The organism is Stenotrophomonas sp. JC08 (assembly GCF_052180205.1).
Taxonomy (GTDB): domain Bacteria; phylum Pseudomonadota; class Gammaproteobacteria; order Xanthomonadales; family Xanthomonadaceae; genus Stenotrophomonas.
The window spans coordinates 911,723-928,338 of the sequence record NZ_CP197473.1 but is presented as its reverse complement, the minus strand read 5'-3'; the positions used below and the strand labels follow the sequence as shown (position 1 = coordinate 928,338).

The following is a 16,616-nucleotide window of genomic DNA, read 5'->3' as shown; positions in this document are numbered from 1 at the left end:
GTCGTCTGGTGTGCCTCAGGCCCTTACAGCCCGGCCAGCCAGTCACGCCACGGCAAGCTCGCATCGCCCAGCGCGACGAAGTCACCATTGAGCAGACGCGGGCGCTGGTTGTAGCGGAACGGCTCGCCACTGTCGGCCGCCAGCAGCACACCACCGGCCGCCTCCAGCACGCACTGCCCGGCGGCGGTATCCCACTCGCTGGTCGGCCCCAGCCGCGGGTACACGTCCAGCGTGCCTTCGGCGATGCGGCAGAACTTCAGCGACGAGCCCTGCGCGACCAGTTCGATCTCGCCCATCCGCGCCAGCAACTCCCCGGTACGGGCACTGCGGTGCGAGCGGCTGGCAGCGACCCGCAACGGCAGCACCGGCGGCACCCGCGTGCGGATCCGCTCCTGCTGCACGCCCGAGCGCCGATAGGCCTTGCCACCACGCTCGCCATACCAGACCACTTCGGTCACCGGCGCCTGCACCACGCCGAACACCGGCAGGCCCTCATCGATCAGGGCGATGTTGACGCTGAATTCGCCATTGCGCTTGATGAACTCACGGGTGCCATCGAGCGGGTCGACCAGCCAGTAGCGCTGCCACTGGCGGCGGGTTTCCCACGGGAGCTGCGCCGACTCTTCCGACAGCACCGGAATGTCCGGCGTCAGCTGCGACAGGCCCTGCACGATCAACTGGTGCGCGGCCAGGTCGGCACTGGTGACCGGGCTGTCGTCAGCCTTGTGTTCGATATCGAAACCGCTGCCATACACCTGCATGATCGCGGCACCGGCGCGATGGGCGATGTCGATGACCGCTTCACGCAGGGTCGCGTTGATCGCACTCATTGTTTGCCTCCCAGCCACTCACGGGCGATGAACAGCGCCGCCAGCGAGCGGCCTTCGGAAAAATCCTCACGCAACATCAGCTGATCCAGTTCAGCCAGCTTCCATGGCACCACTTCCAGCTCCTCCGGCTCATCGCCCAGCAGACGTTCGGGATACAGATCACGCGCCAGTACCAGCCACGACTGGTGGCTCATATAGGTGGGCGCCAGCGTCAACGCACGCAGCACCTCCAACCGCCGCGCGCCGTAGCCGGCCTCTTCCTTCAACTCGCGATCGGCCGCTTCCACCGGCGTCTCGCCCTCGTCGATACGGCCCTTGACCAGTCCAAGCTCGTAGCGATGCATCCCGGCGGCGTATTCGCGCACCAGCAGCACGGTCTGGTCATCGAGCATCGGCACCACCACCACCGCGCCCGGGCCACGCCCGACCAGCCGCTGGAAGTGCCGCCGTTCACCGTTGGAGAACTCCAGATCCAGGTGCTCCTGCTGGAACGGACCGATATTTTCCGCCGTCACCTTGTGGATGACGGGCAGCCGCCGGCTCATGCCCTGCTCCGGGAAAAAACACGGCGGGCCGATAGAATGCGCATGGGCGATAAGGTTTTCATGAGCCCGAAATGCTAGCAGACCCGGCCACACAGACGTGGCTCCTTCCGACCCGCGAGACCCCGCATGCGCCTGACCCGCTGCCCGATCGACCTGCCGCTCCAGCCCGGACAGACGCTGTCCCTGCCCGAAGAGGCGACCAATTACCTGGTCCGGGTGATGCGCCTGCGCGAGGGCGACCGCTGCGTACTGTTCAACGGCGATGGTCACGATTACCGCGCCACGCTTGTTTCCAGCGGGAAGCGCGATGCGCAGGTCCACATCGATGACGCGCAGCGGCTGGACAACGAATCGCCGCTGGCCATCACCCTGCTGCAGGGCATCGCCCGCGGCGAGAAGATGGACCTGATCCTGCAGAAAGCCAGCGAACTGGGAGTCGCCGCCATCGTTCCGGTCAATGCCGAACGCACCGAGGTGAAACTCGACGCCGCCCGTGCGCAAAAGCGTCTGACGCACTGGCGCAGCGTGATCGCCTCGGCCTGCTCGCAGTCCGGACGGGCGCGGCTGCCACCGGTAGCCGCACCGCAAGCACTTGCCAGTGCGCTGGACTCGCTGCCGGCCGACAGCCTGCGGCTGACACTGGATCCACTGGGCGAGCACCGTCTGGCATCACTGCCTCCCGCGCCGGCCAACGGCGTAGTCATCGCGATCGGTCCGGAAGGGGGCTGGTCGCCGCGTGATCGTCAGCAACTGGCTGCGGCCGGATTCCAGGGCCTGCAGCTGGGCCCGCGCATCCTGCGTACGGAAACCGCCGGTCTGGCGGCGATTGCCGCCTTGCAGGCCCGGCTCGGGGATCTCTGAGCTGGAATCAGGCCGCGGCGGCCAGTGCGGCGGCGACGGCCGCCTCGATCGCATCCAGATCCGGCAGCAACACGCTCTGCTCGCCCAGCAGTACACGCATGTGCACGCCCTGCGGCAGGCTTTCCTCGGAGGCGTCGGCGAGCAGGCCGTCGCGCGGTACCGCGATCAGCTGCGGGAAGCTCTGGGTCAACAGTGCGAAGTACGGCAGGTCCGGATTGCCTCCCAGCGCCTTCAGCACCACGACCTTGTTGTTGCCGGTGACCTGCTCCGAACCATGGCCACTGAAGCGGGCGTAGGACAGCAGCGGCACGTTCCAGCCATGCCAGGCGATCTGCCCGACCAGCCAGTGCGGCGCGCCGGGGACCGGCTCGACCGCCACCCGCGACATCATCTCCGCCACGGTCGCGTTGGGCAGCAGCACCCGCTCCACGCCTGCCTGGATCAGGACCCCACGTACTTCATCGTTGCTTGCATAACTCATCGACTGTTCCTTGATCGAAGCGGCGCGGGTCAGCCGGCGCAGCGCATGGCAAGCTCGCCTGCCAGATATTCAGGATCGCCGCCGGGCATTCCGGCCACAATCAGCTGGCTGGCCGCCTCCGGGTCGTAGCAGCCGTCACCGCTCTGCCCCGCCGCCCAGCCGCCCTGCGCGGCAAACGCCAGCACCTCGCCCACCAGCGCGGGATCGGCGCCACTGAGCATGACCACCGCACTGCCGGCGGCCGGCAGCAGGGTGACCAGCTGCGCGGCTTCCTGGCTGAAGCGCAGACCGTCATTCCCGGATTGCAGGCCGGTGCCGTCGGCGAGAATGTAGATATTCCCCGGTTCCAGTTTTTCACCGGCCTCGGCCAGCAGTACCGGCAGCGCCGTGGCACGGCTCATCTGTTTGACCAGATTCGCGTAGCGGCCACCGTCCAGCCGCATCTGTACCAGCACCGGACGCGGGAACTCCTCCGGCAACCCGCTCAACAGGCGCCTCACCGCATCCGGGCCACCGATGCCGGCCAGCAGCAGCACGGCCCCATTCGCGGCACCAGCGCCCTCCTCGGACTCGGCTTCCACCAGCGACAGCGAACTGGACAGGAAGCTGGCCAGCGCCGGGCTTTCCGCCGCGGCAGCAGGCGCCGCGGGCGCGGCGGCGTAATCGGCGTCATCCAGCAACGACCAGCTGTCGAAACCACCGGTTGCCGGTGCCGCGACCGTCTCCCCCGGTGTGGCCGCATCCACTGACGGCTCAAGCGGCGGCAGCGGTGGCGGCTGTACGGCTGCCGGCGAGGGGGTGGCCTGGTCGGCGGTGACGCGGTGCGACTCCGCCTGCGCCATCAATTCCTCGAAGCTCATGACCTCCGGTGCCGGCGCAACAGCATCCGCCCCGGCTGCGTAAAGACCATCCGCCGGAACCGCGTCGGCCAGCTGCTGGGCCTCGTCCAGATGGAACTGCAACGGCGCATCGGCGTGCAGTTCGGCCGGCGTCACCGGCATCCCCGGCTCCGGCTGCAGCAGCACATCTTCTTCCGGGCCCGGCGGCAGCACGTTGTCATGCCCCTGCAGCTTGGCCGCCAGGTGCCGGATCCAGCGCTGCGCTTCCCAGCCCTCGCGGCGGACGATGACCTCGGCCTCCTCGAACATCAGGCTGTAATGCGGAGACTCGAACACCGCATCAAACCGCTCCAGCGCATCCTCGACGGCCGGCTCCAGTGCCACCAGCACCACGCCGCTGCCCGATGCTTCAAGCGCCGCCGGGTCCAGCGTGTTGGGATCGGCCTCCAGTACCACGCGGCCACCGGCTGCGACGATGGCCTCGCGCAGGCGCTCACGGGCCACGCCCTCCAGTGCCAGCAACGCCACCGGACGGGTGTTGTTGTCATCACTCGCGAACACGTGCAATCCCCAGCAGGTCATAGACATTGCGCATCAGATCAAGCTCCTGGTACGGCTTGCCAAGGTAACGCTGCACGCCGATCTCGAAGGCGCGCTGGCGGTGTTTTTCACCACTGCGCGAGGTGATCATCACAATCGGCACCGCCTTGTAACGCGGGTCGGCCCGCATCGCCGTGGCCAGCTCGTAGCCGTCCATGCGCGGCATTTCGATATCCAGCAGCATCAGGTCGGGAACCCGCTCTTCCAGCAGCTCCAGCGCCTCGATGCCGTCGCGCGCGGCAACCACATCGAAGTTGTTGCGCTCCAGGATGCGGCCGGTGACCTTGCGCATGGTCAGCGAGTCGTCGACCACCATCACCAGCGGCGCCTGCCGCTGGTTGGACACCATGGCCGCCTGCGCCGGGGTACGCGGCTGGGTGAGGTAGCGGCGCACCAGCGGCGCGACGTCGAGAATCACCACCACGTTGCCTTCGCCGGTGATGGTGGCACCGTAGATGCCCGGCACCGAGGCGACCTGCAGGCCCACCGACTTGACCACCACTTCGCGGTTGCCCAGCACCTGGTCGATCGCCACCGCCGCGCGCAGATCGCCAGCGCGTACCAGCAGCAGCGGGATCTGCGGCTGGCCCTCGGCCTTGGCCGCTTCCAGTCCCACCAGCGTGCCGAGGTCGTGGAGGGTGAAGTCCTCACCGTTGTAGTGGTAACGGGTCTCGCCCGATTCAAAGCGCTCACGCGAAATACGGCCGATCCCGCTGACCGAGGCCACCGGCACCGCGAACGTGGTTTCGCCGATGCGCACGAACACCGCCTGGGTGACCGCCAGCGTCTGCGGCAGGCGCAGCGTGAAGGTCACGCCCTGGCCGCGGACGGAGTGGATATCCACCGAGCCGCCCAGCTGGCGCACCTCGTTGCCGACCACGTCCATGCCGACGCCACGGCCGGCCAGCTGGCTGACCTGCTCGCTGGTGGTGAAGCCGGAGGCGAAGATCAGATGATCCAGCGTGCGCCCATCCAGTTGCTCGCCGGGCTTGACCAGCCCGCGCTGCTCGGCACGGCGACGGATGGCGTCGCGGTCCAGCCCGGCACCGTCATCGGCCACTTCCAGCACGATTTCCGAGCCTTCGCGGCGCAGGCGCAGGGTGATCTCGCCTTCCTCCGGCTTGCCGGCGGCGACACGCTGCTCCGGCGACTCCAGACCATGGGCAACCGAGTTGCGCAGCATGTGCTCCAACGGCGCGACCATGCGGTCGAGCACGTTGCGGTCCAGTTCGCCGTGGGTACCTTCCAGATGCAGGTGGACCTGCTTGCCGATGTCCTGCGCGGCCTGCCGCACCACGCGACGCAAGCGCGGCACCAGTCCGTCGAACGGCACCATGCGCGCACGCATCAGGCCATCCTGCAGTTCCGAGCTGACCCGCGACTGCTGCTGCAGCAGCGCGTCGTAGTTGCGCGAGAGATCGTCCAGCACGCCCTGCAGACCGCCCAGGTCGGCCGCCGATTCGTTCAACGCGCGGCTGAGCTGCTGCAGCGTCGAGAAGCGGTCCAGTTCCAGCGGATCGAAGGTGTGATCGGCCTGTTCCTGTTCGCGGCGGTAACGCGCCACGATCTGCGCTTCGGTTTCCAGGTCGAGGCGACGCAGCTGGTCGCGCAGACGGGCGTTGGTGCGGTCCAGCTCGGCCATGGCGCCACGGAAGGCACCCAGCTGCTGTTCCAGCCGTGAACGGTAGATCGCCACCTCACCGGCATGGTTGACCAGCCGGTCGAGCAGGTCGGCGCGCACGCGCACCTGCTCCTGGCCACGCATGCCGCCCTCTTCCTCGACGACGGGCTGCTCGAGCACCGGTTCGGAAAGCGGCTCGACCGCGATACCGGAGTCCGGTAGCGGCTGCGGTGCAAGCGTGTCATCGGCGACAGTGTCCGGCTCAGCATCGCCAGCCACCGCGTCCTCGACGGCAAGCCTGTGCTCTGCCACCGCTTCGGTCACCAGGGCCGAGGGCGCCTCGGCACGGCCGTCGGTACGCGCCTCGAACGCCTGGACCAGGTCGTCGGGCATCTGTACGGCACGGTGCTCGCCGGTACGCGTCAGCAGCTGGTGCAGACGGTCGAAGCCGCGCTCCAGCAGCTGCACATCGCCGCGGGTGATGTCGGTGCGGTTGGCCGCCACCGCTTCCAGCAGCGATTCGATCGCATGGCCCAGATCGCCGATGGCATTGATACCGGCCATCCGTGCACCGCCCTTGAGCGTATGCAGGTCGCGCTGCAGGCCTGCGAGCAGCTCCCGGTCCTCCGGAGCCGAACGCAATTCACTGACCAGTCCATCACAGTGGTCGAGGAGGTCCTTGCCCTCTTCGACAAAGATATCGACCAGCTCGCGGTCCAAGTCGTTGAAATCCAGCGGGCCGGCATCAAACAGCATCGTTGCCGCCGCGGCGGGCTGCACGGATTGAACGGCGATCGGCGCAGTCAGCGGTGCCAGCGGTGCCGGAGCCTCGACAGCCGGAGCCTCGACAGCCGGAGCTTCGACAGCCTGAACTTCGACTGCCTCGGCTTCGACTGCTTCAGCCTCGACCGCCTCAGCCTCTACTGCTTCAGCCTCGACTGCCGGGACCTCGATGGCCGCGACTTCGACGACATCGTCGGCGACCTCCGCGACATCGGTATTGGCCGGTGCCGTGTCGACCTCGATGCTGTCCGCCGCGGCTTCCGCGGTTTCCGGCAGCTCCATGGCGACCGATTCCGGTTGCAGCTCGATCCCGTCCGCGACGGGTTCCACAGCCACTGGCATGTCCGCGATGACCAGCTCCGTTTCCAGGGCATCGTCAACAGGAAGTGCGAACGGGCTGCGTTCTTCCGCCTCCGGTGCTTCTTCAACGGCAACATCGGCATCGGCTGCAACAGCGGCGTCATCGTGCGCCTGGCCGGCATCCACGCCCGTCTCTTCCGCTGCAACAGCATCGGAATCGGTGTCAGCGAAGGCAACCGTGCCGTCGACCGCCGGAGCCGCATCGACGGGGTCGAGGAAGGACGCAAGCGACGCCACCGCGACATCCGTCGCAGCCGGAGAGAACTCTTCCGCCACGACCGTTGCCAGCGGCAGTTCCACCGCTAGCGGATCGATGCGCGCCCCGACTTCCATCTCTCCGCCGGCATCCAGCGGCGACAGATCAGCCGTTTCGACCGTCGGAGTTTCAACCACCGGCGCATCAGCCACTTCCGCCTCAAGCAGCGCCTGTGGCAGATCGTCCACCGCCTCCGCTGGTACCGCTTCGGTTAGCGGCGGCGTAGTGCCGGTTTCCGTCCACTCGAATGCATCTGCCCCGGTTGTATCCGGCAGCGCTTCTTCCACGGTGATATCGAAAGAGAAATCCTCCGCAGCCGCCGGCTCCATCTCCAGGAATACCGGCGACAGCGTTCCCACCTCATCGGCCGGCTGCTCCAGTGCCGCCACATCCGGCAGCGCCGGTACGTGTTCTGCACCGGCCACCGGCGAAGGCGTATCCGCGACGGCTTCCAGGAAGTCCGGGTCGAAGTACGCCGACAGGTCATGCGCATGCGACAGCCCTTCGGAACCGGCGTCCTGCACTGCCGGCGGCGGTACAGCGACATCCGGCGTTTCGGCAACGGCGGGCGCCTCAAGCGCGTCGACATCGTCCTCCACCATCCCGACGGCGGGCTGCCAGCGGACCTCGGGCAGCGATCCGGCCAGTGCTTCCAGTCGATCTGCCAGTACCGCGAACGAGGGGATCAGCGGAGACGGCTGCTGCAGTGCGGAGACCGTAGTGGATACCGCCTGCGCCGTTTCAGCCAGCGCCTGCACCATATCGGCATCCGGCTCGCGCGTCAGCGCCAGCAGGCGCTTGACCAGCGACTCGGCCGGCCCGGTCACCGCCGTGATCTCCGGCACGTCGGTCATCGCGAACGCACCATTCATGGTATGCACCGCGCGCAACAGCTCTTCGGTCACGGCTTGCGGGTGCGACTGCCCCAGCCAGTCGTTGATGGTGCCCAGGTGCTGGGTGACTTCAGCCTCGAGGATCTCGCGCAATACCGCATCCACCGAGGCCGGCGTTCCTTCGGCCACGACCGCCGGCACCGGTTCCTGCGCAAACACCGGTGCAGCCGGCTGCACCTCGGCCACGGGCACGACATAGAACGCTTCTTCACCGGCTGCCACGCGACCGGCCACGTCCTGGATAGCCATCAGGTCGGCACTGATCTGCCCGTTGCCGCGCAATGCCGCGTTAAGCTGCGGCAACACCTCATAGGCCTGGTTGACCATGGCCAGAACCGCCGGGCTGGCCGGGCGGCTGCCATCCAGCACACGGTTGAGCATGCTTTCAATGGCCCAGCTGAACTCACCCAGCGTGCGTGCACCGACCAGGCGGCCGCTGCCCTTGAGGGTGTGGAACACGCGCCGTACCGGACGCAGCCGTTCCATGTTGGACGGCGCCGCACGCCATACCGGCAGCAGGCTGCCGAGGTTGACCAGCTCTTCGTCAAACTCTTCGATGAAGACCTCGCGGATGTCCTGATCGATGTCATCCGCACCGTCGACAAACCCGCCCTCCAGCGCCGGCGCGGATGGGCTGGCAGTTGCAACCACGGCCGGCACCGCATCGGCGGCCGCGGACTGCTCCACCGCAAGCGGATCGAATGCATCGGCGGCGGCACTGAGCTGCGCCATGAAGTCGGCGGCTTCGGCATCTTCCGCGGAGACCGCGTTGGACGGGGCGCCCGCTTCCGCCGCACTTGCCGCGGCCGGCACCTGCCCCAGCGCAATCGCAAGCGCGGAGGTGATCGCGGCCTTGGCCGGATCCTCGGTCGCGGGCAGCGGAGGCGTTTCATCCGTTGTTTCGCGGGCAGATTCCGCTGCGGGAAGAGTGTCGTCCGCATTCACCTGCCATACCGGCTTGAAGAAGCTGGAGTCCTCGACTTCCGCTTCCGGCACGGGGGCCGGTGCAATGTCCTCGATGCCTTGGGACGGCACGGCGGCGATCTCCGCCACCGGGTCCGCACTGGCCGGGTCGAACGGCAGCGGCGGCACGGTATCGGCCTGCCGGTGATCGCTCTCGAAATCATGCAGCGGCGTTTCCGCAAGCGGGGCCGGCACTTCGATGGTGCTGTCAAAGCCGGGGGCGGCTTCGATGGCCGCCGGTGTCCCGGCAAAGGCTGCAACCGGATCGAACGCGCCGGCATCGGAACCGGCCACAGGAGCCGTTTGCGCAGACTCCTGCTCCAGCGCGGCGCCTTCCAGCAGGATCGGCGCCAGCGTGTAACCGGCGGAGTCCTGCGCCGGGGATGCTTCCGCCATGACCGGATCGAATACCGGTGCGGCCTCTGCTTCCGTCCCGACGGCGGTCACCTCCGGCATCGTCACCGGCGGCTTGGTACGACCGGTGATCGCATCCTCGAACACCAGCGGATACGGCGCTGCCGGCAGGGGCTGCTGCGGTGCCGCCGGCATGGCGTCTGTCACCGGCGGCAACGGCGGCAGCACGGCAGAAACAGCTTCCGCCGTGCTCTGGAACGGTGTTCCCATAAGCGGCGTCGCAGCCGCCAAGCCAGCATGGGCAAAGGCATCGGCAGCCGTCGGCAGCAGCGGACCGGCCGGCGATTCATCCTCCGCGGCGCTGGCAACCGGCAGTGGCCAATAGCGCAGCGCTTCCAGGCTGCTGCGGGTGATATCGAGAATTTCCTCACGGCCCGGACGCCGGTCACGCAGGGCCTCCAGGTAGTACTCCAGGCTGGCCATCGCATCGGCCAGGGTGTCGAGCTGGCGGCCGCCGGGAATGCGCTTGCGACCGACCAGTTCCACATCGATGTACTGCTGTACACCTTGCAGATAGTCGGCCGGCGCCTGCAGGTCCAGCATGCGCAGGGCGCCGGACACCTCGCCCAGCAGCCGCGGCACTTCCAGCAGGCGCTGGTGGTCCCAGTTGGTTTCGATGAAGGCGACGAAGGCCTCGCGCGCCAGGGCGAAATTGGCGATCGCCTCATGCGCCAGCACTTCCACCGTGCGACGTGTCTCCACCGCCGCCGGATCGTCATCGCCGCCCATGTTCGCGCCCAGGTGCGCGACCTGGTCATCCAGCGAGGCGTCGACATAGAGCAGCGCGCCGGCGATATCCAGCAGCAGGTTGTCGTCGATGGCACGGCTTCCGCCGACCACCTCGCTCAACGCGTCACGCTGCTGCACGACCACACCCCGCGCCACGCCCAGGCCCATCACGCCCAGCGTATCGGCCACCGCGCCCAGCTCGGCCACCTGGGTCTGCAGCTCGGTCGGCGAGCCGTCCATGCGCACATGCAGATCCAGCGCATCCTTGATCCGCAGCAGTTCTTCCTTCACCGCGCTGCCGACCGTGTCGAGCAGCTCGCGGTTGCGGCCACTCAGGCTGCCGCGCGCATGCTCCAGCTCCGCCGGCGTCGCTTCGCCAGCGTCCGGATCGAAGGCGAACAGCACGCTCTCGTTGATGCCCTCGTCACCGCGCGCACTGCGGATTTCATTGAGCAGCGGCAGCAGCACGATCGGGATATCCCGATGGCCGTTCTGCAGGCGCTCCAGGTAATCGGGCAGCAGCACCGTGCCGCGCATCAGGGTTGCGCAGGCCTCGTCACGATCCGGCACCGCGCCATCGCGGATCGCGTTGGCCAGTATTTCCAGCTCCTCGGCGACCATGGCCGGCGCATACAGCTCGACCATGCGCAAGGTGCCCTGCACCTGGTGCAGGTAGCCGGCGCAAAAGCGCATGCGGCTGGTATCGGCCGGGTCCTCGACGAAATATTCGACCTCGTTGCGTACCAGACGCAGGGTCTCATCCAGCTCCGGCTTCACCCAGCCCAGTGCCGCGTGGCTCATGGCATCGCGCAAGGTATTCATCGCACTCCCCTGTACAGCATCGATTGCATGCCGTCCGGGCGGCCCTGCGTTGCGGTATGACGACACTTCATCTACAGATTCCTTTGCATCCCGGCCCAGTCAGGCGACTCAGGCCGGCAGCTTGAAGTCGGCCACCGAACGGCGCAGTTCCGCCGCCAGCTGGTTCAACTGGCCCAGCGAATCGGCGGTCTGCCCGGCACCCTGCGAGGTCTGCCCGGTAATCTGCCGGATCACGCCCATCGTCTGGGTGATGTCCGTTGCCGCCGAGGCCTGCTGGTTGGCGGCCACGGAGATGCTCTTGATGAGGTTGTTGAGCGCGTTGGACACGCGTTCGATCTCGGTCAGTGCGGTACCGGCGTCCTCGGCCAGACGTGCACCGGACACCACTTCGGCGGTGGTCTGTTCCATCGAGGTGACCGCTTCGTTGGTATCGGCCTGAATGGCCTGCACCAGGCCTTCGATCCGTCGCGTCGCGCCGGAGGTGCGTTCTGCCAGGCGCTGCACTTCATCGGCCACGACCGCGAAACCACGACCGGCTTCACCGGCCGACGCCGCCTGCACCGCGGCGTTCAACGCCAGGATATTGGTCTGCTCGGAAATGTCGTTGATCAGTTCCACGATCGAGCCGATCTCCTGCGAGGACTCGCCCAGTCGCTTGATGCGCTTGGAGGTTTCCTGGATCTGGTCGCGGATCTGGTCCATGCCCTGGATGGTCTGCCGCACCACGCCGGCACCCTCGGTGGCGATGACCACCGAGCGCTGCGCCACCTCGGCCGACTCGCTGGAGTTGCGCGACACCTGTTCAATGGAGGTGGCGATTTCACCGATGCGGTCCGAGGCGCTGGTGATCTCGTCGGCCTGGTGGCCGGCGGCTTCAGCCAGCTGCATGGCGGTGGCCTGGGTTTCCTGCGCCGACACCGCCACCTTGCTGGAGATGTCGTTGATCGTCGTCACCAGGTGGCGCAGTTCGTCCACGGCGTAGTTGATAGCGTCGGCGATGGCGCCGGTCATGTCCTCGGTCACCGAGGCCTTCACCGTCAGGTCGCCCTCACCGAGCGAGCTGATTTCGTCCAGCAAGCGCATGATCGCCTGCTGGTTGCGGCTGTTGAACTCCACCTGGGTCTGGTAACGCAGGTCCTGCTCGCGCGAACGGCTGCGCACCGAGCTCCACACAAAACCGATAATCGACAGCACCGACAGGCCGCCGAACACCACGCTCCACCAGAAGTTCGGGAAGATGCGGGTGTCACGGGTCGAACCGAAGGCCGAGAACGCGTCGAACAGCTTCTTGCTGTCGGCCAGCATCTTGTCCGAGCCGGCAGTCAGTGCCGCGGCGGCGGACTGCGCGGCGAACAGCTGGCGCGAAGTGGCCAGGATCGCGTCGGCGTCCTTCTTCATCTTTGCCCACTGGTTGGCCGACTGCTCAAGCGCCACCTGCGCGTTGGCATTGCGCACGGCGGTGATGCCCAGCTCCTCGTTGCCGTTGCGCAGGCCTTCAAGCACCTGCGAGAACACCACCATGTCGCGTGCCAGCGCATCGCCGGCACCGCTGGCTGCCGCGCCACCGGCACGGATTTCCGTTACGCGACGGGCCATGGTCCCGGCCACCACGACCTGCTGCAGGCCGTTGTAGATCTGCGCCGATTGCGCGCCACCGGCGGTCATCGCACGGACCACCTCGTTCAGCTGTGCCTGCAATTGCGGCACCGCGCCGACGAAACTGTCGGCGTTGCCGGCCAGCGCCAGCACCGCCGGCTCACTGGCCACCACCTGCTCGGCGCTTTTTGACAACGGCTTCCAGGTGGCGTCCAGCGTGCCCAGCGGACCGGCGACGCCGGCCTCTGCGCCATAACGGCCCTTCAACCCGCTGACCACGCTCTCCACACGGCTGCGGGTGTCCTTGAACGCGCTGTAGGCCTCGCGGTTGCCCGCCACCGCCTCACGGCCCTGGTTGGCCAGCTGCTGCGAGAGCACCTGCAGGTCGGCCGCCTCGGTACTAGCGCCGGCCAGTCGGCTGCCCTGCCAGGTCGCCACACCGGTGTTGGCGCCGAAGACGATCATCGATATGACCAGCAGGAACAACCAGAAGTTGGTTCCCACGTTGCCAAGCTTGCCGCGCTTGGCGGTGTCCGGAGCAGTACTCATGTTCGACCTCGGTATTCGATACGAAGATGCAGACCGTCGCTTTACGCGGCGGCCTGCCGGAATTCAGGTGTGCGGGACAGCAGCGACAGCGAGAACACACCCCAGTCGTGCCCGCCCTCGTGGAAGGCATGCTCGACAAAGTGCGCGTAGCGGCCCTGGGCGATATCCCCGGCCGGCACCTGCTGCGATGCATTGAAGCCGCGTTGCCCGTAGAGTTCGTCGATGCTCAGCGCGACGTCGCCGCCGGACTGGCGCATGATCAGCACGCGATGGCCCTCCTGCTGCACGGTGCGCTGGCCTTCCAGGAAATATTTCAGATCCACCACCGGGAACAGCGCGCCACGCAGGTTGCCCACGCCCAGCAGCCACGGCTGTGCACCGGGAACCGGCGTCACCGGCGGCATCGGCACGATCTCCACCACTTCGCGGAAGTCGGACACCAGACGCCGGCTGCCGACGCGGTAGCCGACCCCGCGCCAGACATCCTGCGAAAACTCGCGCTCCGGCAGCTGCACCGCGTGCGCCAGGCTGCGCCGCTCGTAGGCCTCGAGGATGTCGAAGGGAGAGCGCATCAGGCCACCAGCTTGTTGATCCGCGCGATCAGGTCGTCCTCGCGCGGGGGTTTGACGATGTAGTCGGCGGCCCCTTGGCGCATGCCCCAGGCCATGTCCGTTTCCATGCCCTTGGTGCTGACGATCAGGACCGGAATATCCCGGGTTGCGGCATCGCGCGACAGCGCCCGCGTCGCCTGGAAGCCACTCATGCCCGGCAGCACCACGTCCATCAGGATCACCTGCGGCAGGTGCTCGCGCGCCAGTTGCATCCCGTCCTCGGCGCTTTCCGCGGCCAGCACTTCATGCCCGGCTTTTTCAAGCCACTGGGTGAACACCGCCCGGTCGGTCGGTGAATCTTCGATCAACAGAATTCGAGCCATTGTTTGCCTTTCCCCCCTGGTCAGGCGTTGACATATGTGCGGATGGCACCCAGCAGTTCGTCACGTGTGAACGGTTTGGTCAGATATTCCTCGGAACCGACGATGCGGCCCCGGGCCTTGTCGAACAGGCCATCCTTGGATGAAAGCATGATCACCGGCGTCGACTTGAACAGCTGGTTGCCCTTGATCAGCGCGCAGGTCTGGTAGCCATCCAGACGCGGCATCATGATGTCGACGAAGATGATCTGCGGCTGCTGATCGGCGATCTTGGCCAGCGCCTCGAAGCCGTCGGTGGCGGTAACGACCTCACAGCCTTCACGCTTGAGCAGCGTTTCGGCCGTGCGCCGGATGGTCTTCGAATCGTCGATGACCATAACTCTCAAACCTGCAAGTTCCCCACCCGCAGTCATATTTTCAACCATTGCATATCCCCGAGCGCACAACGCACCACCAGAGCGGGGCGCGACTGCGAAAGCGATCTATATCCCAATACCACTGCGAACTGTCAAGCACCGCAATCCGGTCCCGGACATCCGCTGACCATTATGGGGCGCATCCGCGCCGAGGCACAGCACCGCCGTCGCATTCCCCATCTTCAGGTTGCCGCGGCTGGGCGGCCATGGGACGAAAACGCTACCATCGCCGCCTGATCCGTCAGGTTTGAAGTCATGCCGCTCGATGTCATCGTGGTGATGGACCCCATCGACCACATCAAGATCGCCAAGGACACCACCTTCGCCATGCTGCTGGAAGCCCAGCGCCGCGGCCACCGCCTGCACTATGTGCGCCCGGGCGGGCTGTCGCTGCACGGTGGCAGTGCCGCGGCCGTGACCGCGCCGCTGGAAGTGCGTGACGATCCGGCCGACTGGTTCAGCCTCGGCCAGTTCGGTTCCACCCGCTTCGGCCCCGGCCAGGTCGTGCTGATGCGCAAGGACCCGCCGTTCGACGGTGAATACCTGTACGACACCCATGTCCTGGGCATCGCCCAGAGTGCCGGTGCGCTGGTGGTCAACGACCCGCAGGGGCTGCGCGACTTCAACGAGAAGCTCGCCGCCCTGCTGTTTCCACAGTGCTGCCCGCCAACGCTGGTGAGCCGCAGCGCGGCCGAACTGAAGGCCTTCGTGCAGGAACACGGCCAGGCCGTGCTCAAGCCGCTGGATGGCATGGGCGGGCGCTCGATCTTCCGCAGCGGCACCGGCGATCCGAACCTGAATGTGATTCTGGAAACGCTGACCGATGGTGGTCGCCACCTCGCACTGGCACAGCGCTTCATCCCCGACATCAGCGCCGGTGACAAACGCATCCTGCTGGTCGATGGCGAGCCGGTGGATTACTGCCTGGCACGCATTCCGCAGGGTGACGAGTTCCGCGGCAATCTGGCCGCCGGTGGCCGTGGCGAAGGCCGACCGCTGAGCGAGCGCGACCGCTGGATCGCCGCCCAGGTCGGGCCGGAAATGAAGCGGCGCGGCATGCGTTTCGTCGGCCTGGACGTGATCGGCGACTACCTGACCGAAGTCAACGTCACCAGCCCCACCTGCGTACGTGAGCTGGACGCCCAGTTCGGCCTGAACATCGCCGGCCAGCTGTTCGATGCGATCGAGGCCGGCATCGCCTGATGAGCGCCCACCCCGGCACCCTGCCCGTCCCGCACCAGACCACCGAGCAGCAGCGTCTCAGCGCCACGCTGGTGCTGTCGGCGCTGGTGCACGGGCTGCTGATCCTCGGCGTGGGCTTTGCGGTCAGCGACAATGCGCCACTGGTGCCGACGCTGGATGTCATTTTCAGCCAGACCAGCACGCCGCTGACGCCCAGGCAGGCTGACTTCCTGGCGCAGGCCAACCAGCAGGGCGGCGGCGATCACGACGATGTGCAGCGCCCGCGCGATGCCCAGGCCGGTTTCGTGCCGCAGACCCGCGATGGCCTGGCACCGGTGCCGCTGCAGGCGCAAAGCGCCGCCACGCCGCCGCCACCGCAGGCGCGGGTGATCACCAGCAAGCTGGGCGAGGAGCGCGTTGCCGACGCGCAATCACAGCCGCTGCCCGATCGCCCCGACAGCAACGCACCGATGACCGCGCGCGAGCAGCGTGATGCGGAGATGGCGCGACTGGCGGCCGAGGTGCACCTGCGCTCGGAGCAATACGCCAAGCGCCCGAACCGCAAGTTCGTTTCGGCCAGCACCCGCGAGTACGCCTATGCCAACTACCTGCGTGCCTGGGTGGACCGGGCCGAGCGTGTGGGCAACCTGAACTATCCCGACGAGGCCCGCCAGCGCCGGCTCGGCGGCCAGGTGGTGATCACCGTCGGCGTGCGCCGCGACGGCAGCGTGGAAAGCAGCCGCATCCTGCGCAGCAGCGGCGTCCCGCTGCTGGATGCCGCCGCGCTGCGCGTGATCGAACTGGCCAAGCCCTTCCCTGCGTTGCCACATACCGGCGACGACATCGACATCCTGCAGGTCACCCGCACCTGGGTATTCCTGCCGGGCGGCACGCTGCGCGACGACCGCTGAATCCGGCTTCAGGCAGCGCAACGCGTGGCAGCTG

The 16,616-nt window shown here is 67.2% G+C and carries 12 protein-coding genes; 3 read left to right on the top strand and 9 right to left on the bottom strand.

Annotation, left to right across the window (positions count from 1 at the left end):
• Positions 1-23 precede the first annotated feature (23 nt).
• Both cysQ and nudE read right to left on the bottom strand, forming a co-directional pair.
• Positions 24-830, bottom strand: a complete 807-nt coding sequence (gene cysQ, locus ACSBPQ_RS04210) for a 3'(2'),5'-bisphosphate nucleotidase CysQ (RefSeq protein WP_442683810.1) — start codon at positions 828-830, stop codon at positions 24-26.
• On the bottom strand, positions 827-1,375 hold the full coding sequence (nudE, locus tag ACSBPQ_RS04205; protein WP_442683809.1) for an ADP compounds hydrolase NudE: 549 nt from the start codon (positions 1,373-1,375) through the stop codon (positions 827-829). Before nudE ends, cysQ begins: the two co-directional genes overlap by 4 nt.
• A 126-nt stretch (positions 1,376-1,501) precedes the next feature.
• Here nudE and ACSBPQ_RS04200 point away from each other — a divergent pair, with 126 nt between their 5' ends.
• Positions 1,502-2,236 carry a 16S rRNA (uracil(1498)-N(3))-methyltransferase gene (locus ACSBPQ_RS04200; RefSeq protein ID WP_442683808.1) on the top strand — a complete coding sequence of 245 codons (735 nt, stop codon included), beginning with the start codon at positions 1,502-1,504 and terminating at the stop codon, positions 2,234-2,236.
• 7 nt (positions 2,237-2,243) lie between these two features.
• Here ACSBPQ_RS04200 and ACSBPQ_RS04195 read toward each other — a convergent pair whose 3' ends face one another.
• The 7 genes from ACSBPQ_RS04195 to pilG all read right to left on the bottom strand — a co-directional run bounded on the left by ACSBPQ_RS04195 (position 2,244) and on the right by pilG (position 14,498).
• Entirely contained in the window at positions 2,244-2,717 is a 474-nt protein-coding gene (locus ACSBPQ_RS04195; RefSeq protein WP_442683807.1) for a chemotaxis protein CheW, read from the bottom strand.
• Between the two features lie 29 nt (positions 2,718-2,746).
• Positions 2,747-4,117, bottom strand: a complete 1,371-nt coding sequence (locus tag ACSBPQ_RS04190) for a chemotaxis protein CheB (RefSeq protein WP_442683806.1) — start codon at positions 4,115-4,117, stop codon at positions 2,747-2,749.
• A complete protein-coding gene (locus ACSBPQ_RS04185; protein ID WP_442683805.1) occupies positions 4,104-10,997 on the bottom strand; it encodes an Hpt domain-containing protein in 6,894 nt (2,297 codons plus the stop codon). Before ACSBPQ_RS04185 ends, ACSBPQ_RS04190 begins: the two co-directional genes overlap by 14 nt.
• Before the next feature lie 108 nt (positions 10,998-11,105).
• On the bottom strand, positions 11,106-13,142 hold the full coding sequence (locus tag ACSBPQ_RS04180; protein WP_442683804.1) for a methyl-accepting chemotaxis protein: 2,037 nt from the start codon (positions 13,140-13,142) through the stop codon (positions 11,106-11,108).
• Between the two features lie 41 nt (positions 13,143-13,183).
• Positions 13,184-13,714 carry a chemotaxis protein CheW gene (locus ACSBPQ_RS04175; protein ID WP_442683803.1) on the bottom strand — a complete coding sequence of 177 codons (531 nt, stop codon included), beginning with the start codon at positions 13,712-13,714 and terminating at the stop codon, positions 13,184-13,186.
• Positions 13,714-14,076 (bottom strand): response regulator, encoded by a 363-nt coding sequence (locus tag ACSBPQ_RS04170; RefSeq protein WP_442683802.1) that lies wholly within the window; start codon positions 14,074-14,076, stop codon positions 13,714-13,716. Before ACSBPQ_RS04170 ends, ACSBPQ_RS04175 begins: the two co-directional genes overlap by 1 nt.
• Positions 14,077-14,096: 20 nt before the next feature.
• On the bottom strand, positions 14,097-14,498 hold the full coding sequence (gene pilG / locus ACSBPQ_RS04165) for a twitching motility response regulator PilG (protein WP_442683801.1): 402 nt from the start codon (positions 14,496-14,498) through the stop codon (positions 14,097-14,099).
• 246 nt (positions 14,499-14,744) lie between these two features.
• Here pilG and gshB point away from each other — a divergent pair, with 246 nt between their 5' ends.
• Both gshB and ACSBPQ_RS04155 read left to right on the top strand, forming a co-directional pair.
• Positions 14,745-15,692 (top strand): glutathione synthase, encoded by a 948-nt coding sequence (gene gshB, locus ACSBPQ_RS04160; protein ID WP_442683800.1) that lies wholly within the window; start codon positions 14,745-14,747, stop codon positions 15,690-15,692.
• The gene (locus ACSBPQ_RS04155; RefSeq protein ID WP_442683799.1) at positions 15,692-16,582 is read left to right on the top strand and encodes a TonB family protein; all 891 of its coding nucleotides are present in this window, start codon (positions 15,692-15,694) and stop codon (positions 16,580-16,582) included. The genes gshB and ACSBPQ_RS04155 overlap by 1 nt, the downstream gene beginning before the upstream one ends.
• Positions 16,583-16,616: the final 34 nt, after the last annotated feature.

Excerpts from the sequence above, each read along its gene's own strand:
- pilG (WP_442683801.1), bottom strand. The coding sequence starts at position 14,498 with ATGGTTGAAAATATGACTGCGGGTGGGGAACTTGCAGGTTTGAGAGTT.
- ACSBPQ_RS04155 (WP_442683799.1), top strand. The coding sequence starts at position 15,692 with ATGAGCGCCCACCCCGGCACCCTGCCCGTCCCGCACCAGACCACCGAG.
- nudE (WP_442683809.1), bottom strand. The coding sequence starts at position 1,375 with ATGAGCCGGCGGCTGCCCGTCATCCACAAGGTGACGGCGGAAAATATC.
- ACSBPQ_RS04200 (WP_442683808.1), top strand. The coding sequence starts at position 1,502 with ATGCGCCTGACCCGCTGCCCGATCGACCTGCCGCTCCAGCCCGGACAG.
- ACSBPQ_RS04195 (WP_442683807.1), bottom strand. The coding sequence starts at position 2,717 with ATGAGTTATGCAAGCAACGATGAAGTACGTGGGGTCCTGATCCAGGCA.
- ACSBPQ_RS04170 (WP_442683802.1), bottom strand. The coding sequence starts at position 14,076 with ATGGCTCGAATTCTGTTGATCGAAGATTCACCGACCGACCGGGCGGTG.
- ACSBPQ_RS04185 (WP_442683805.1), bottom strand. The coding sequence starts at position 10,997 with ATGAATACCTTGCGCGATGCCATGAGCCACGCGGCACTGGGCTGGGTG.
- cysQ (WP_442683810.1), bottom strand. The coding sequence starts at position 830 with ATGAGTGCGATCAACGCGACCCTGCGTGAAGCGGTCATCGACATCGCC.
- gshB (WP_442683800.1), top strand. The coding sequence starts at position 14,745 with ATGCCGCTCGATGTCATCGTGGTGATGGACCCCATCGACCACATCAAG.
- ACSBPQ_RS04180 (WP_442683804.1), bottom strand. The coding sequence starts at position 13,142 with ATGAGTACTGCTCCGGACACCGCCAAGCGCGGCAAGCTTGGCAACGTG.
- ACSBPQ_RS04175 (WP_442683803.1), bottom strand. The coding sequence starts at position 13,714 with ATGCGCTCTCCCTTCGACATCCTCGAGGCCTACGAGCGGCGCAGCCTG.